Source organism: Pseudomonas sp. o96-267, from assembly GCF_003935465.1.
In the GTDB taxonomy this organism is placed as follows: domain Bacteria; phylum Pseudomonadota; class Gammaproteobacteria; order Pseudomonadales; family Pseudomonadaceae; genus Aquipseudomonas; species Aquipseudomonas sediminis.
In genome coordinates, this window is record NZ_RHQP01000007.1 from 136,524 (window position 1) to 151,769 (window position 15,246).

General features: G+C 64.5%; 13 protein-coding genes and 1 pseudogene. 5 read left to right on the top strand and 9 right to left on the bottom strand.

Features of this window, described 5'->3' with window-relative positions:
• Nucleotides 1–127: 127 nt before the first annotated feature.
• From EGJ86_RS06765 to EGJ86_RS06780, 4 genes are all read right to left on the bottom strand, one after another.
• Nucleotides 128–490 carry a VOC family protein gene (locus tag EGJ86_RS06765; protein WP_125834514.1) on the bottom strand — a complete coding sequence of 121 codons (363 nt, stop codon included), beginning with the start codon at nt 488–490 and terminating at the stop codon, nt 128–130.
• 52 nt (nt 491–542) lie between these two features.
• Nucleotides 543–974: a PAS domain-containing protein gene (locus EGJ86_RS06770; RefSeq protein ID WP_041980629.1), complete on the bottom strand. Its 432-nt coding sequence runs from the start codon at nt 972–974 to the stop codon at nt 543–545.
• Between the two features lie 4 nt (nt 975–978).
• A complete protein-coding gene (locus EGJ86_RS06775) occupies nt 979–1,980 on the bottom strand; it encodes a response regulator (RefSeq protein ID WP_099526213.1) in 1,002 nt (333 codons plus the stop codon).
• A gap of 122 nt (nt 1,981–2,102) precedes the next feature.
• Nucleotides 2,103–3,341 carry a TIGR03862 family flavoprotein gene (locus EGJ86_RS06780; protein ID WP_125834515.1) on the bottom strand — a complete coding sequence of 413 codons (1,239 nt, stop codon included), beginning with the start codon at nt 3,339–3,341 and terminating at the stop codon, nt 2,103–2,105.
• 113 nt (nt 3,342–3,454) lie between these two features.
• On the opposite strand from EGJ86_RS06780, the gene EGJ86_RS06785 reads away from it, so the two are divergent.
• A complete protein-coding gene (locus tag EGJ86_RS06785; protein ID WP_125834516.1) occupies nt 3,455–4,588 on the top strand; it encodes an aminotransferase class V-fold PLP-dependent enzyme in 1,134 nt (377 codons plus the stop codon).
• A 72-nt stretch (nt 4,589–4,660) separates the two neighbouring features.
• On the opposite strand, the gene EGJ86_RS06790 is transcribed toward EGJ86_RS06785, so the two are convergent.
• The 3 genes and pseudogenes from EGJ86_RS06790 to EGJ86_RS25585 all read right to left on the bottom strand — a co-directional run.
• Entirely contained in the window at nt 4,661–5,581 is a 921-nt protein-coding gene (locus EGJ86_RS06790; protein ID WP_125834547.1) for a histone deacetylase, read from the bottom strand.
• Between the two features lie 197 nt (nt 5,582–5,778).
• A complete protein-coding gene (locus tag EGJ86_RS06795) occupies nt 5,779–6,396 on the bottom strand; it encodes a hemolysin III family protein (protein WP_021489424.1) in 618 nt (205 codons plus the stop codon).
• Between the two features lie 34 nt (nt 6,397–6,430).
• A pseudogene (locus EGJ86_RS25585) lies at nt 6,431–6,647 on the bottom strand (histone deacetylase); the annotation flags it as partial.
• A gap of 53 nt (nt 6,648–6,700) precedes the next feature.
• On the opposite strand from EGJ86_RS25585, the gene EGJ86_RS06800 reads away from it, so the two are divergent.
• The 4 genes from EGJ86_RS06800 to EGJ86_RS06815 are packed head-to-tail and all read left to right on the top strand — an operon-like array spanning nt 6,701 to nt 10,320.
• Nucleotides 6,701–7,261 carry a GNAT family N-acetyltransferase gene (locus EGJ86_RS06800; RefSeq protein WP_125834517.1) on the top strand — a complete coding sequence of 187 codons (561 nt, stop codon included), beginning with the start codon at nt 6,701–6,703 and terminating at the stop codon, nt 7,259–7,261.
• Nucleotides 7,258–8,880, top strand: a complete 1,623-nt coding sequence (locus tag EGJ86_RS06805; RefSeq protein WP_125834518.1) for a nitroreductase family protein — start codon at nt 7,258–7,260, stop codon at nt 8,878–8,880. The genes EGJ86_RS06800 and EGJ86_RS06805 overlap by 4 nt, the downstream gene beginning before the upstream one ends.
• The gene (gene tesB / locus EGJ86_RS06810) at nt 8,861–9,730 is read left to right on the top strand and encodes an acyl-CoA thioesterase II (protein WP_074679276.1); all 870 of its coding nucleotides are present in this window, start codon (nt 8,861–8,863) and stop codon (nt 9,728–9,730) included. Before EGJ86_RS06805 ends, tesB begins: the two co-directional genes overlap by 20 nt.
• Nucleotides 9,727–10,320, top strand: a complete 594-nt coding sequence (locus EGJ86_RS06815) for an HAD family hydrolase (RefSeq protein WP_125834519.1) — start codon at nt 9,727–9,729, stop codon at nt 10,318–10,320. The genes tesB and EGJ86_RS06815 overlap by 4 nt, the downstream gene beginning before the upstream one ends.
• A 353-nt stretch (nt 10,321–10,673) precedes the next feature.
• On the opposite strand, the gene adeC is transcribed toward EGJ86_RS06815, so the two are convergent.
• Nucleotides 10,674–12,104 carry an AdeC/AdeK/OprM family multidrug efflux complex outer membrane factor gene (adeC, locus tag EGJ86_RS06820; RefSeq protein WP_125834520.1) on the bottom strand — a complete coding sequence of 477 codons (1,431 nt, stop codon included), beginning with the start codon at nt 12,102–12,104 and terminating at the stop codon, nt 10,674–10,676.
• Nucleotides 12,101–15,244 (bottom strand): efflux RND transporter permease subunit, encoded by a 3,144-nt coding sequence (locus EGJ86_RS06825; RefSeq protein WP_125834521.1) that lies wholly within the window; start codon nt 15,242–15,244, stop codon nt 12,101–12,103. Before EGJ86_RS06825 ends, adeC begins: the two co-directional genes overlap by 4 nt.
• Nucleotides 15,245–15,246 lie beyond the last annotated feature (2 nt).

The window sequence follows — 15,246 nt, forward strand, 5'->3', positions numbered from 1 at the left end:
AGAAGCTCGCGGCTAAGGCGCAATGCCGACCAGCCGCTCCCATATGGCAGACGTTATACCTGTGGGAGGGGCTTTAGCCGCGACAGGGCGTAGGGCGGACAACGCGAAGCTTGTCCGCCAGTGATGTTCAGATGTTCTGCGCGATTCGCCACAGCACGCCGCTGGGGTCGAACACGATGAACTCGCGCATACCCCAAGGCTGATCCTGTGGCGCGATCAGTCGTGTACCAAAACGTTCCTCCAGGCGTGCTGCCTGAATCTGCTGCCACCAGGCATCGACGTCTTCCACCAACAGGTGCATGACGAAGTTCTCCGCCTGTTCCTTCACGTAGAAGTTTTGCAGCAGGAACGCACAGTGGTCGCCGTGGCTGAAGTAGGTCAGCTGTTCGTCGCCCCAACCACGCTTGAAACCCATCGCCTGGTAGAAGTCCTGGCTCAGGCTGAAGTCCCGTGCCGGGACGAAGGTTTTCAGTTCAACGCTGCGCAGCATGTAAATCCCTTTTTCGTCAGAACCCTAGCGCGGATGAAATCCGCGCTAGGGATCATTGAGTCGTTCGTGCGGCCACGGCAGCGGCGGTCATGTCATAGATCACCAGGCATACATGCTCCACCGGCTGGCCCGCCAGCGGCAACAGGGTGACGTTCTGGTACATGAAATCGGCCTGGCCGGTGATCGGCTGGTAGCTCTTGAAGCGCATCAGGTAAGGGCGCTGTTGCCACAGGCTGAAGGCGCGGGTGCCCAGTTGCACCACGCTTTCCACCTTGCGTTCCAGCCAGGGGCGGTCGATGTCGGGGAACAGCTCGAACAGCGAGCGGCCCTGTACCTGGTCCGGGCCAAGCCCGGAGTGGTTTTCCATGAAGGCGTTCCACACCTCGACGCGGTACTGGCGGTCGAGCACCACCACGCCAACGTCGATGCATTGCACGATGTCGAGCAGCCAGTGGACTTCCTTTATATCGATCTGCGCGGGCATCGTCTCACTCCATCAGGTAGCCGATCTTGGCGGTCAGGCGCTTGATCGAGTCTTCGGTGAACAACAGCAGCAGGTCGAAATGGATGGCGTGGCCCTCCAGGCTGTAGCTGATCTCAACGGCCAGGGTCTTGCGCCAGCGCTGACGGTTGACCTGGATGATCTGGTCAAGGCTGGCGTGCTGGCCGAGCAGTTGCGGGTGGCCCTGGGAGAAACGCAGGTCGAGCTGCTCGGCGATACCGGCGAGGCAGGCGCCGATCAGGATGCTGGCCAGATCCAGGAGCATCTCCGAGGTTTGCGCTTCGTTCTTCGGCTGCCAGCCGAGCAGGCGCGCCATGTCCTCCACTTCCGAATCATGGAACAGCAGCAGGGCTTCGCCGGCGATGGCCTCGCCGATGAAACCCTGGCAGATGGCGCTGAAGCGCTCGCCGCGTTGAGCGTCGAGCAGGGTCATGTGCAGTTCGCTGACTTCGAAGATGTTCACCTGCGGCACCGGCAACTGCACGAATACACCCAGCACCTTGGCCAGCAGCGCGGCGGCGCGACCCATGGCAACGTTGCTGACTTCGCGCAGGGCATCGCGGAAGCTGACTTTCAGATCCGACAATGCCACCGCCTGGGCCTGCGCCGCTGGCGTGCCCTGCGGGTTGAACAGGCCCAGCTCGATCAGCGTCTGGCGCAGAATCTCGGGGTCGGCGGGTTTCTTGATGAAGGCCAGGGCGCCAAGTTCACGCACGCGGCGCACGGCTTCTTCCTGCACATCGCCGGACACCACGATGACCTGGCTGCTGAGCCCTTCGGCGCGCAAAGCGGCCAGGGTCTGGTAGCCGTCGAGCACCGGCATGGTCAGGTCGAGCAGCATCACCTGACCCTGTCCCTGGCGGATCAATGCCAGTGCTTCCTCGCCGTTGGTGGCCTGGCTGAGGGTGACCGGCCATTCAGCCGGCAGCGCGCGGATCAATTGCTTGCGCGCCATATTGGAGTCGTCGCAGACCAGCAGAGGGATCACGGCAGCAAATTACCTGTGTGGGAGGCGCTGAGATTGAGCATAGCCGCAGCCTGCGTGGCGTTACAGCGGTTTTCAGCCGTAGCCCGGATGCAATCCGGGGCATTGCGCCGATATCCCCCGGATTACACGTTATGCAACCAGCCGAGTATGCCCTGTGCCGCCACCCGCCCGCTGGCGAAGCAGGCGGTGAGCAGGTAACCGCCGGTGGGCGCTTCCCAGTCGAGCATTTCCCCGGCGCAGAATACGCCAGGCAGGGCCTTGAGCATCAGACCGTCATCCAGCGCCGTGAAGGGCACGCCGCCGGCGCTGCTGATCGCCTCGTCCAATGGCCGGGTGCGCAGCAGGGTGATCGGCAGCGCCTTGATCCAGGGCGCCAGCTCGGTTGGCTCGGCGAAGGCTTCGGCCGGTGCCAGCTCACGCAGCAGGGCGGCCTTCACGCCGTCGAGACCGGCCTGGCGGTGCAGATGCTTGGCCATCGAGTGCTTGCCGCGCGGTTTGCCCAGCGCCTGTTGCAGCTTGGCCAGTGGCATCTGTGGCAGCAGGTCTAGGCTGATCACGGCCTGGCCATCGGCCTCGATGGCGCGGCGGATGTCGGCGGAAAAGGCGTAAACCAGGCTGCCTTCGATGCCGCTCGCCGTCAGCACGAACTCGCCAATGCGCGCGGACTGATCGGGCAGGGTGAGGGCGACGTTCTTCAGTGGCGCGCCGGCGAACTTCTCGCGCAGGTAGTCGCTCCAGCCGGCGACCTCGAAACCGCAGTTGCTCGGCTTCAGCGCCGCCACTTCGATACTGCGTGCTTGCAACAGCGGCACCCAAGCGCTGTCGGAGCCCAGTCGTGCCCAACTGCCGCCGCCCAGCGCCAGCAGGCAGGCATCGCTGACCACGGCGCGTTCGCCGTCCGGCCCGGCGATGCGCAGGCTGCCGTCGTCGCTCCAACCCAGCCAGCGGCTGCGGGTGTGGATCGCCACGCCCAGCTCGCGCAGGCGGCGCAGCCAGGCGCGCAGCAACGGCGCGGCCTTCATGTCGCTGGGGAACACGCGGCCGGAGGTGCCGACGAAGGTGTCGATGCCCAGGCCGTGAATCCAGGCGCGCAGGGCGTCGGCATCGAACTCACGCAGCAGCGCCGCGACCTCGGCCTGGCGTTCGCTGTAGCGGCCGATAAAGGCCTCCCTGGGCTCGGAGTGGGTGATGTTCATTCCGCCGACGCCAGCCCGCAGGAACTTGCGCCCCACCGAGGGCATGGCATCGAACAGCTCCACGCGCACGCCGCCTTGCGCCAGCACTTCGGCAGCCATCAGCCCGGCAGGGCCGCCGCCGATAATGGCAACGTGATGGGCGTTGGGCTTGGTGGCTGTGGTCATGGTGGCAGGACGGTCCGAGGAAGGCTGCGTATTCTACCCGAGAGCTCCCTGGCCTTGTCATTTGCCCGGGGTTCGGGCAGGTTCTGGTCGAACCTTATTGGCTGGAGTCCGTTATGTCCCAGATCTGCCCCGACATTGATCCCGATGGCCTGATCGAATATTCGGTGGTCTACACCGACCGCTCGCTGAACCATATGTCGCAGTCGTTCCAGGGTGTGATGCGCGATATCTCCGCCACCCTCAAGCAGGTCTATAACGCCCATGCCGTGGCAGTGGTGCCGGGCAGCGGCACCTATGGCATGGAAGCGGTGGCGCGGCAGTTGGCAACCGACCAGAAGTGCCTGGTGATCCGTAACGGCTGGTTCAGCTACCGCTGGACGCAGATTTTCGACATGGGCCGGATTCCTTCCGAGTCGCGCGTGCTCAAGGCACGCCCGGTGGCCGACGGCCCGCAAGCCGCGTTTGCTCCAGCACCGCTGGACGAAGTGCTGGCCACCATCGCCGCCGAGAAACCGCAGGTGGTGTTCGCCCCGCACGTGGAAACCTCCTCGGGCATGATCCTGCCGGACGATTACCTGCGTGCGGTGAGCGATGCAGTGCACGCCGTCGGCGGCCTGTTCGTGCTCGACTGCATCGCCTCCGGCACCCTCTGGGTGGACATGCAGGCCTGTGGCATCGACGTGCTGATCAGCGCGCCGCAGAAGGGCTGGAGCGCCTCGCCGTGCTGTGCCCTGGTGATGCTGAGCGAGGCAGCCCAGGCGCGCGTCGAGGCGACCCAGAGCAGCAGCTTCGCCTGCGACCTGAAGAAGTGGCTGCAGATCATGCAGGCCTACGAGCAGGGCGGCCACGCCTACCACGCCACCATGCCCAGCGACGCCCTGGCGCGTTTCCGCGATGCCATGCTGGAGGCCAAGACCCTTGGTTTCGCCAAGGTACGCGAGCAACAGCAGCAACTCGGTGACCGGGTGCGAGCTCTGCTGGCGGCGCGCGGCTTCAAGAGCGTCGCGGCCAAGGGCTTCGAGGCGCCTGGCGTGGTGGTTTGCTACACCGACGATGCGCAGATCAAGACCGGCGCCAAGTTCGCCGCCATCGGCCTGCAGATCGCCGCTGGCGTACCGCTGCAATGCGACGAGCCGGCGGACTTCCAGACCTTCCGTCTTGGCCTGTTCGGCTTGGACAAACTGGGCAACATCGACCGCACCGTAGCCACGCTGGAGCAGGCGTTGGACAAGGTGCAGGCCGGCTGATCGTCAGGGGCATGTAGGGCGGGTGCAACCCGCCACCAGCGAATTGGCGGGTTTCACCAGCCCTACGGGGGTCTAGCCCAACCCACGTGCCGCCCACACTTTTGCCGCACTGTGATGGAGGATGCCGTGGCGGCGGGCGAGGGCGGCGTGGTCCTTGGAGTAGCCCCCGCCGATCACACCCAGTACCGGGATGTCGCGGCCCAGACAGTGCTGCAGCACGGCTTCGTCACGGGCGGCCAAACCGGCGTCGGTGAGTTGCAGGTAGCCCAGGGCATCGTCCTTGTGCACGTCGACGCCGGCGTCGTAGAGCGCCAGGTCCGGTTGATAGATCGGCAGCAGGTAATTGAGTATGTCGTCCACCACCTTCAGGTAATCCTCATCGCCCATGCCGCGAGGCAGCGGGATGTCCCAGTCGCTCTGCGCCTTGCGCGCCGGAAAGTTCTGTTCGCAATGCAGTGACACGGTAACCGCGTCTGGCTCGTTCTCCAGCAGCCGTGCGGTGCCGTCGCCCTGATGCACGTCGCAGTCGAAGATCAGCACCCGGTGCACGCGGCCGGCTTCGAGCAGGTAGCGGGCGATCACCGCCAGGTCGTTGAAGATGCAGAAACCAGACGGAAAATCGTAGTGCGCATGGTGCGTGCCGCCAGCCAGGTGGCAGGCCAGGCCATGACGCAGGGCCAGTTCGGCGGTCAGCAGCGAACCGCCCACAGCGCGCACGGTGCGTCGGGCCAGGGCATCGCTCCAGGGCAAGCCAAGGCGGCGCTGGTCCTCGTAGGAAAGCTCGCCAGCCATGTAGCGGGCGATATAGTCCGGGCAATGCACCAGGGCGAGGATCTCTGCCGGGCACAACTCGGGACGCTGCAACTCGGCACCGGTGGTCAGGCCGCTATCGACCAGGTGATCGCGCAGCAGGCGGAATTTCTCCATGGGGAAACGGTGTCCGGCCGGGAAGGGCGGGCTGTAATCCTCGTGGTAGACCAGCGGTAGTGGCATGCAATGGGTGCTCATTAAGTCGACAACCTATGGTCGCAGCCAATCCAGGCAATCACCAGGACTCCACCTTTTCGCCGGGTAACCAGCGGCAATGGCTTGACGTTGTAATCGGCGATCCAATTGATATGTGCAGTGGTCACTATGCCCAGTCAGGGCATTGATGGTGTGGGCGTTTTTCAATCGACGGTAGAAAATTGTCACAGCACATAGAACAGGATCGCCACGAAGTGCAGCAGGCTGCCAGCCATGACGAACAGGTGCCAGATACCATGCCAATGGCGAAAACGGCTGTCGTAGGCGAAGAAGATGATGCCTACGGTGTAGAGCACGCCACCAGCCGCCAGCCATTTGAAGCCGGTCATACCCAGGGCAGCGATCAAGGGTTTTACCGCCACCAGCACGATCCAGCCCATCACCGCGTAGATGATCAACGACAGCACACGTGCTTCGGAGCGAGGTTTGATTTCCTGCAGCATGCCGATCAGCGCAAGACTCCATACGATGCCGAACAAGGTCCAGCCCCACGGTCCGCGCAGGGTTACCAGGCAGAAAGGGGTGTAACTGCCGGCAATCAGCAGATAGATCGACAGGTGATCGAGTTTTTGCATCACCCGCTTCGCCGGGCCGCGCATGCTGTGGTAGAGGGTGGAGATGCTGTACAGCAATAGCAGGGTGACGCCGTAGATGGCCACTGAGACGATCTTCCAGAGGTCGCCCGTGAAGCTTGCCAGTGCCAACAACCATACCGCGCCGATGGCAGCCAGAACGGCGCCGATCAGGTGGCTCCAGGCGTTGAATTTTTCTCCGTGGTACATGCTATCTGTCGTCGTCCGTTACGCCTGGCTTTGCCAGACCTTTTCTGCGCGGGTTCCCGTATGACAGCTCGCCAGTCATGTAGCAAGCGATGCAGTCGAAGGGCGAGGGCCTCCGCTGGAGACTATTCGGGCCGATGCGGCCCGGCATCGGTGCTCAGGCCGCTATCGACCAGGTGATCACGCAGCAAGCGGAATTTCTCCATGGGGAAACGATGCCTGGCCGCGAAGGGCGGGCCGTATGCGGCATACAATAAGTGCTCACCAAGTCGACGCCATATGGTCGCAGCCAATCGAGACAATCGCCATGCCCACGATCGAAACCTGCACCGAGCGCCTCTTGCTGCGTACCTGGCGCGACAGTGACCTGCCGGCGCTGATCGCACTCAATGCCGACGCCGAGGTGATGCGTCATTTTCCCGCGCCTATGGACGCCGAGCAGAGCGCACAGCTACTGGCGCGCATACGTGCGCATTTCGATCAGCACGGCTTTGGCTTCTGGGCGCTGGAGCGGCGCGACACGGGCGAGGTGATCGGTGTCACGGGCCTGGCTCACGTCGGCTTCGATGCGTCGTTCGTGCCGGCTGTGGAAATCGGCTGGCGTCTGGCACGGGCGCACTGGCGTCAGGGCTATGCCAGCGAGGCTGCGCGCGCTTCACTGGCCGTGGCCTTCGAGCAGCTTGGGTTGGACGAAGTGCTGAGCTTCACCGTACCGGCCAATCTGCCGTCGCAGGCAGTGATGCGCAGTATCGGTATGCAGCGTGACGAAAGTGCCGACTTTCTCCACCCGCGCCTGCCGGAGGGTCATCCCCTGCAGCGGCATGTGCTCTACCGCATCCGCCGCGAGCAGTGGGAGGCGCAGCGATGACCGACGTGCTCGCCTATCACCAGCTCAGCAAACACGCCCCCGAGCGTTTCGCACCAGGGCCGGGGCAGTTGGAGTGGGCGACTCAGCCAGCACCGTTTCGCCGCTACGAGGGTGCCCGGTTGATCGAGCTGTACCACCGCCCGCTGGAGGAGTGGCCGTCGTACGACACGGCTTTCGCCGGGCCGCAGACATCGCCCGCGCCACTGAGTCGCGCCAGCATCTCGCAACTACTGTACGACAGCCTGGCCATTTCCGCCTGGAAGGAGGCTGGCGGCAGTCGCTGGGCGCTGCGGGTCAACCCGTCATCCGGCAATCTGCACCCGACCGAGGCCTACCTGTTGCTGCCTCCTGGCGCTGTTGAGGATGACGCTGTGCTGGCCCACTACGCGCCGGATGTCCATGCCCTGGAAGTGCGTAGCGAGCTGCCGCCACCGCTCGGCCGGCAGCTTGCCGACTGCCTGCCACCCGGCGGTTTTCTCCTCGGTCTGAGCAGCATCGCCTGGCGCGAGGCCTGGAAGTATGGCGAGCGCGCCTACCGCTACTGCCAGCACGACCTGGGGCACGCCCTGGCGGCGTTGGCCATCGCCGCCAGCGTGCAGGGTTGGCAGGTGCGCATGCTACACGGCGTGGCCGAAGCCCGCCTGGACGGCCTGCTGGGGCTGGATGGAGAAAATTTTCACGAGGCCGAACACGGCGACTGCCTGCTGTGGATAGGCCCGAAGCAAACGATGGAATTTGCGCTGCCCGAAGCCCTGTTAACGGCGCTGGCGCAGCTTGAGCGGATGGGCGCGCCCAATCGCCTGTCGCGCGAATATCGCCACTGGTCCGAGTTGCAGCGTGTGCATGGGCTGTGCCGGGCGCCAGCGCGGCCCCGCGCCGAATGGAGCGTAGATGTTGCCGGCGTTCGCAATGACAACCCCGGGCTGCCGCTCAGACCGATCCTGCATCGCCGACGCAGCGCGCAGAGCATGGACGGCCGCAGCGGTATTCAGGCTGCACTGTTGCTGGCCTGGCTGCGCCGCCTGATGCCGACGCAATCGCCAGTGCCGTTCGCCGTGACCGGTGAGCCGAGGGAGATCGACCTGCTGCTGTTCGTCCATCGTGTGCAGGGCCTGGTGCCTGGCCTCTACTGGCTGGACCGCACGGGCAGCGGCGTGCAGCCGCTGCGCGAGGATTACCTGTGGCAGCGGGTGGATGATGACCTCCCGCTATATCGTCTGCTTGAAGGCGATGCCCGTGGCCTGGCGGGGTTTCTCAGCTGCGGCCAGGACATCGCTGCCGACGGCTGCGTGGCCTTGGCCATGCTGGCACGGGTGGAGGGCGCCGTGGCGGATGGCGCCTGGCGTTATCCACGGCTCTACTGGGAATGTGGCCAGATTGGTCAGTTGCTCTATCTGGAAGCCGAAGCGGCAGGGCTTTCCGGTACGGGCATCGGCTGCTATTTCGACGATGCTTTGCGCGAATTGCTCGGAGATGCCGACAGCGGGCTGCAAAGTCTTTACCATTTCACCCTTGGCCGCGCCGTTTGGGATGAACGCCTGACATCGCTGCCGGCCTACCCGCAATTGCGTATACCCCCATGCAAGGAGATGACACCCCATGACTCAGGTTCTCGATGATCTGGTCGCGCTGCTGAGCCTGGAGCAGATCGAGGAAAACCTGTTCCGTGGCCGCAGCCAGGATCTCGGTTTTCGCCAGCTGTTCGGCGGCCAAGTGCTCGGCCAATGCATTTCCGCCGCCAGCCAGACGGTCGAAGAGGCGCGCCACGTGCACTCCATGCACGGTTACTTCCTGCGCCCTGGCGATGCCAGCCTGCCGGTGGTCTACCAGGTCGAGCGCACCCGCGATGGCGGCAGCTTCAGCACCCGCCGCGTGGTGGCGGTGCAGAAGGGCCAGCCGATCTTTTTCTGCAGTGCGTCCTTCCAGTACGACGAGGAAGGCTTTCACCATCAGAGCGAGATGCCGGATGTCCCCGGTCCCGAGGATCTGAAATCGGAAACCGAACTGGCGCGCATGGTGGCGCCGATGATTCCCGAGCGCATGCGTGAGCGGTTGACCAGCGACAAGCCCATCGAGATCCGCCCGGTCACTCTGATCAACCCCTTCGCCCCGCAGCCCTGCGAACCGGTCAAGTACGTGTGGTTCCGCGCCGCCGGCGATCTGCCGGACGACCCGCAGCTGCACAAGTACCTGCTGGCCTATGCCAGTGACTTCAACCTGCTGACCACCTCGATGCAGCCCCATGGCGTGTCGGTGTTCCAGAAGTTCATGCAGGTGGCCAGCCTCGACCATTCGCTGTGGTTCCACCGCAACCTGCGCATGGACGACTGGCTGCTGTACGCCATGGACAGCCCCTGGGCCGGCAATGCGCGCGGCTTCTCCCGCGCCAGTATCTACAACCGCCAGGGCGAACTTGTGGCCTCGGCGGCCCAGGAAGGTCTGACCCGCGTGCGTGAGGACTGGAAGTGAAGGCACTGCGCGAAGCACGTCACTGGGTGTTCGACATGGACGGTACCCTGACCCTTGCCGTGCATGACTTTGTCGCGATCAAGCGTGCCCTCGACATCCCCGAAGAGGACGACATTCTTCATCACCTTGCCGCGCTGCCGGCGGATGAGGCAGCCGCCAAACATGGCTGGCTGCTGGAGCACGAGCGCGAGCTGGCAGTGGCTTCGCGCCCGGCGCCGGGCGCAATCGAACTGATACACGCCCTACGCGAGCGCGGCTGCCAACTTGGCATTTTGACGCGCAATGCTCACTCGCTGGCCCTGCTGACGCTGCAGGCCATCGGCCTGGATGACTGTTTCGCTACCGCCGACATTCTCGGTCGCGATGAAGCACCGCCCAAGCCGCATCCGGGCGGGCTGCTGCACCTGGCCGAACGTTGGACGGTCAAGCCGCAAGAGCTGGTGATGGTCGGCGACTACCGCTTCGACCTGGAATGCGCCCAGGCAGCGGGAGCGCGCGGCGTGCTGGTCAACCTGCCGGACAACCCCTGGCCGGAGCTGACCGAGCTGCATGCGCAGGATTGCGCGCAGCTGCTGGCTGCGTTGGCCTGAGTGGCGGCACGGCGCTCTTAGGGCGAAATCGGGGCGAGCGGATCGCGAATGAATTCGCTCCTACAGAGAGGGCACTGCGCAGCAGTCGCCTTCAACGTTCTCGGAGGCCTCGGGTGTCTGCCACTGAATCATGCGGCTTCAGACTTCTGTAGGAGCGAATTCATTCGCGAAAGCGAACTTCAGGCCGCATCCGAATTGCCGCCATACAGCTATCGCCAAGCCTCAGGGTCCCGGATTTCATCCGGGCTACGGTGCGGCGTCAGTCCGTCAGAACTCGTACAAAAAAACGCCCCCGCAAAGACTGCGGGGGCGGCGCGTTGGATAAGGTCGTCCTTGAAGCAGGTTACGCGCGGTCAACCTTGTGGGGCGTTCCCCGTATTGCTCCAGCCACCACCTAAGGCCTTGTAAAGCTCCACTTCACTGCTGAGCTGGGCCAGGCGGTCGGCGATCAGTTGCTGGCGCACGCTGAACAGCTGACGTTGGGCGTCGAGCAGGGTCAGGTAGCTGTCCACGCCGGTGCGGTAACGGCGTTCGGCCAGGTCGTAATAGGTCTCGGTGGTTTCCAGCAGAGCGCGCTGGGCGTCCAGTTGCTGGCGGTAGGTGGTGCGCGCAGCCAGGCGGTCAGCGACTTCCTGGAAGGCCACCTGGATGGCTTTCTCGTACTCGGCGACGCGGATATCGCTCTGCAACTCGGCGTAGTCGAGGTTGGCGCGCAGGCGGCCGGCGTTGAAGATTGGCAGGCTGATCTGCGGCTGGAACAGCCAGGTGCCCGAGCCGCTGTCGAACAGGCCGGACAACTGGCTGCTGGCGGTGCCGGCATTGGCGGTCAGGCTGATGCTGGGGAAGAACGCCGCGCGTGCCGCGCCAATATTGGCGTTGGCGGCCTTGAGCTGGTATTCGGCCTGCAGCAGGTCAGGACGACGCTGCAGCAGGTCGGCGGGTAGGCCGGCCGGCACCTGCTCCAGCAGTTCGGCGTTCAAGGCCAGGCCTTGCGGCAGGTCGGCCGGCAGGCCGCTGCCGAGCAGTTGGGTCAGAGCGTTGCGATCCTGCGCGACCAGGCGCTGGTATTGCGCCAGGCTGACGCGCGCACTGTCCACCGAGCTGCGTGCCTGGCTCAGGGCCAGGGCATCGGCGACACCGACGTCAAAGCTGCGCTGGGTCAGCTGGTAGCTTTCCTCGAAGGTCTTCAGGGTGTCCTGGGTCAGTTGCAGCAGCGCCTGATCCGCCTGCCATTGCAGGTAGGCGTTGGCGACGCTGGCGACCAGACTGATCTGCGTGCTGCGCGCGGCCTGCTCGGTGGCCAGGTACTGCTGCAGGGCCTGCTCGCTGAGGCTGCGGATACGGCCGAAGAAGTCCAGCTCCCAGGCGTTGACGCCCAGGGTGGCGCTGTACTGGCCACTGGTGCGGGCTTCACCGGTCTGGCTCAGGTCAGCTGGCAGGCGCTGGCGGGTGCCGGCGCCATCAGCGGAGACCGAAGGCAGCAGGTCGGCGCGCTGAATGCGGTACAGCGCGCGGTAGGCTTCGACGTTCAGCGCGGCGACGCGCAGGTCGCGGTTGTTTTCCAGCGCCACCTGCACCAGTTGCTGCAGCGCCGGGTCGCGGAAGAACTCGCGCCATTGCAGGTCGGCCGCCGCGCGGATGCCTTCGCTGGCGGCGCTGCCATAGGCTTCGCCTTGCGGCCAGTCGGCGGCAACCGGAGCATCCGGGCGCTCATAGTCGGGAATCAGGCTGCAGCCGCTGAGCAGAGCGGCGGCCACGGCCAGGGACAACAGGGACTGCCTCATTGCAGTACCTCCTTCTCGTTTTCACGGGTCGGCTCGGGGCGCTTCTTCTCGAAAATCGAGCAGACCACGACGTAGAACAGTGGAATCCAGAAGATCGCCAGGATCATCGCGCTGAGCATGCCGCCGATCACCCCGGTACCGATGGCGTGCTTGCTGCCCGCGCCGGCGCCACTGGCGATGGCAAGCGGCAGGCAGCCGAGGATGAACGCCAGCGAGGTCATGATGATCGGACGCAGACGCATGCGGCAGGCTTCGATGGCCGCTTCAGCGAAGGTCATGCCCTGTTCGTACTGGGCCTTGGCGAACTCGACGATAAGGATCGCGTTACGCGCTGACAGACCGATTGTGGTGAGCAGGCCGACCTTGAAGAACACGTCGTTGGACAGCCCGCGCAGCTCGGTGAACAGCAGCGCGCCGATGATCCCCAGCGGCACCACCAGCATCACCGAGAACGGGATCGACCAGCTCTCGTACAGCGCTGCCAGGCAGAGGAACACGACGATGGCCGAGATCACGAACAATGCCGTGGTCTGCGAGCCGGCCAGGCGCTCCTCGTAGGACAGACCGGTCCAGGAGTAGCCGACGCCCTGCGGCAGTTGCGAGGCGATATCCTCGACGGCAGCCATGGCATCACCGGTGCTGTAGCCGGGCGCCGGCGCACCGAGGATTTCCACCGCCGACACGCCGTTATAGCGCGCCAGCTTAGGCGGGCCGTAAGTCCACTCGCCACTGGCGAAGGCGCTGAACGGCACCATGCGGCCCTGGTCGTTGCGCACGTACCACTTGTTCAGGTCTTCCGGGGCCATACGTGCGTCGGCCACGCCCTGCAGGTAGACCTTCTTCACTCGACCGCGGTCGATGAAGTCGTTGACGTAACTGGCACCCCAGGCGATCGACAGGGTGCTGTTGATGTCCGACAGCGAGAGGCCGAGGGCGCGGGCGCGCTCGTCGTCGATCAGCAGCTGGTACTGCGCTTCGTCGCGCAGGCCGTTGGCGCGCACGCTGTCGAGCACCGGATGCTGGTTGGCCAGCTGCAGGAACTTGTCGCGTGCTTCGTTCATCACCTGGTGACCGACGCCGGCCTGGTCCTGCAGGAAGAAGTTGAAACCGGTGGCGTTACCCATCTCCATCACCGCCGGCGGGGCGAAGGCGAACACCATCGCATCACGGAAGCTGAAGAAGTGCATCTGCGCCCGTTGCGCCAGTGCGGCTACGCCATTCTCCTCACCCGGACGTTCGCCCCAGGGCTTGAGCATGATGAAGGCCATACCGGAGCTCTGGCCGCGGCCGGCGAAGTTGAAGCCGGTAACGGTGAATACCGATTTGACCGTGCTGGCCTCGTCGTTGAGCAGGTATTCACGCATCTCGTCGACCACCACCTGGGTACGCTCGGCGCTGGAGCCGGACGGCGTCTGCACCTGGGCGAACAATACGCCCTGGTCTTCCTCGGGCAGAAACGCGGTAGGGATGCGAGTGAACATCCAGGCCATGATGGTGACGATGACCAGATACAGGATCAGGTACGGCGCCTTGCGTTTGATCATGCCCGCAACACCGCGCTGATAGGCATTGCTGCCGCGCTCGAAGGTGCGGTTGAACCAGCCGAAGAAGCCGCGTTTGGCTTCGTGGTGGTCACTGTCGATGGGCTTGAGCAGGGTGGCGCACAGCGCCGGGGTGAAGACCAGCGCCACCAGCACCGACAGGGCCATGGCCGAGACGATGGTGATGGAGAACTGCCGGTAGATCACCCCGGTGGAGCCGCCGAAGAAGGCCATTGGCAGGAACACCGCCGACAGTACCAGGGCGATACCGACTAGCGCGCCCTGGATCTGGCCCATGGATTTCTTGGTCGCCTCCTTGGGCGACAGGCCATCCTCGCGCATCACTCGCTCGACGTTCTCCACCACCACGATGGCGTCGTCCACCAGCAGGCCGATGGCCAACACCATGGCGAACATGGTCAAGGTGTTGATGGAGAAGCCGAACGCGGCGAGCACACCGAAGGTTCCCAGCAGTACCACCGGCACCGCCATGGTCGGGATGATGGTGGCGCGCAGGTTCTGCAGGAACAGGAACATCACCAGGAACACCAGCACGATGGCTTCGAACAGGGTGTGTACCACCCCTTCGATGGAAGCCGAAATCACCGGCGTGGTGTCATAGGGGAAGACCACTTCCATGCCGGCCGGGAAGAACGGCTCGAGATTGGCGATGGTTTCACGTACCGCCTTGGCAGTGTCCAGGGCGTTGGCGCCAGTGGCCAGGCGAACCGCCAGGCCGGAGGCCGGCAGGCCGTTGAACTGCGCGTTGATCGCGTAGTTCTCGCCGCCGAGCTCGACCTTGGCCACGTCGCCCAGGCGCACCTGGGAACCATCGGTCTGCACCTTGAGGAGGATCTTGCGGAACTCTTCCGGGCTCTGCAGGCGGGTCTTGCCGATGATGGTGGCGTTGAGCTGGTTGCCCGGCGAGGCGGGCAGGCCGCCGAACTGGCCGGAGGAAATTTGCACGTTCTGCGCCTGGATGGCGCTGCGCACATCGACCGGGGTCAGTTGGAAACTGTTGAGCTTGGCCGGATCGAGCCAGATGCGCATGGCGTACTGCGCGCCGAACACCTGGAAGTCACCGACGCCCTTGGTCCGCGAGATCGGGTCCTGCAGGTTGGAGACGATGTAGTCGGAGAGGTCCTCACGGGTCATGCTGCCGTCTTTCGACACCACGCCGATGACCATGAGGAAGTTCTTCACCGACTTGGTCACGCGGATGCCCTGTTGCTGCACTTCCTGCGGCAACAACGGAGTGGCCAGTTGCAGTTTGTTCTGCACCTGGACCTGAGCGATGTCCGGGTTGACCCCCTGTTCGAAGGTCACGACGATTTCCATGCTGCCGTCGGAGTTGCTGGCCGAGCTGACATAGCGCAGCCCGTCGATACCATTGAGCTGCTGTTCGATCACCTGCACCACGGTGTCCTGCACCGTCTGCGCGGAGGCGCCCGGGTAGCTGACCTGGATGGAAACGGCGGGCGGTGCGATGCTTGGATACTGGTTGATCGGCAGCTTGAGGATGGACAGGCCACCCGCCAGCATGATCACCAGGGCGATCACCCAAGCGAAGATCGGCCGGTCGATAAAGAATCTGGACATTC

Excerpts from the sequence above, each read along its gene's own strand:
- EGJ86_RS06765 (WP_125834514.1), bottom strand. The coding sequence starts at position 490 with ATGCTGCGCAGCGTTGAACTGAAAACCTTCGTCCCGGCACGGGACTTC.
- EGJ86_RS06770 (WP_041980629.1), bottom strand. The coding sequence starts at position 974 with ATGCCCGCGCAGATCGATATAAAGGAAGTCCACTGGCTGCTCGACATC.
- EGJ86_RS06780 (WP_125834515.1), bottom strand. The coding sequence starts at position 3,341 with ATGACCACAGCCACCAAGCCCAACGCCCATCACGTTGCCATTATCGGC.
- EGJ86_RS06785 (WP_125834516.1), top strand. The coding sequence starts at position 3,455 with ATGTCCCAGATCTGCCCCGACATTGATCCCGATGGCCTGATCGAATAT.
- EGJ86_RS06790 (WP_125834547.1), bottom strand. The coding sequence starts at position 5,581 with ATGCCACTACCGCTGGTCTACCACGAGGATTACAGCCCGCCCTTCCCG.
- EGJ86_RS06795 (WP_021489424.1), bottom strand. The coding sequence starts at position 6,396 with ATGTACCACGGAGAAAAATTCAACGCCTGGAGCCACCTGATCGGCGCC.
- EGJ86_RS06800 (WP_125834517.1), top strand. The coding sequence starts at position 6,701 with ATGCCCACGATCGAAACCTGCACCGAGCGCCTCTTGCTGCGTACCTGG.
- EGJ86_RS06805 (WP_125834518.1), top strand. The coding sequence starts at position 7,258 with ATGACCGACGTGCTCGCCTATCACCAGCTCAGCAAACACGCCCCCGAG.
- tesB (WP_074679276.1), top strand. The coding sequence starts at position 8,861 with ATGACTCAGGTTCTCGATGATCTGGTCGCGCTGCTGAGCCTGGAGCAG.
- adeC (WP_125834520.1), bottom strand. The coding sequence starts at position 12,104 with ATGAGGCAGTCCCTGTTGTCCCTGGCCGTGGCCGCCGCTCTGCTCAGC.
- EGJ86_RS06825 (WP_125834521.1), bottom strand. The coding sequence starts at position 15,244 with ATGTCCAGATTCTTTATCGACCGGCCGATCTTCGCTTGGGTGATCGCC.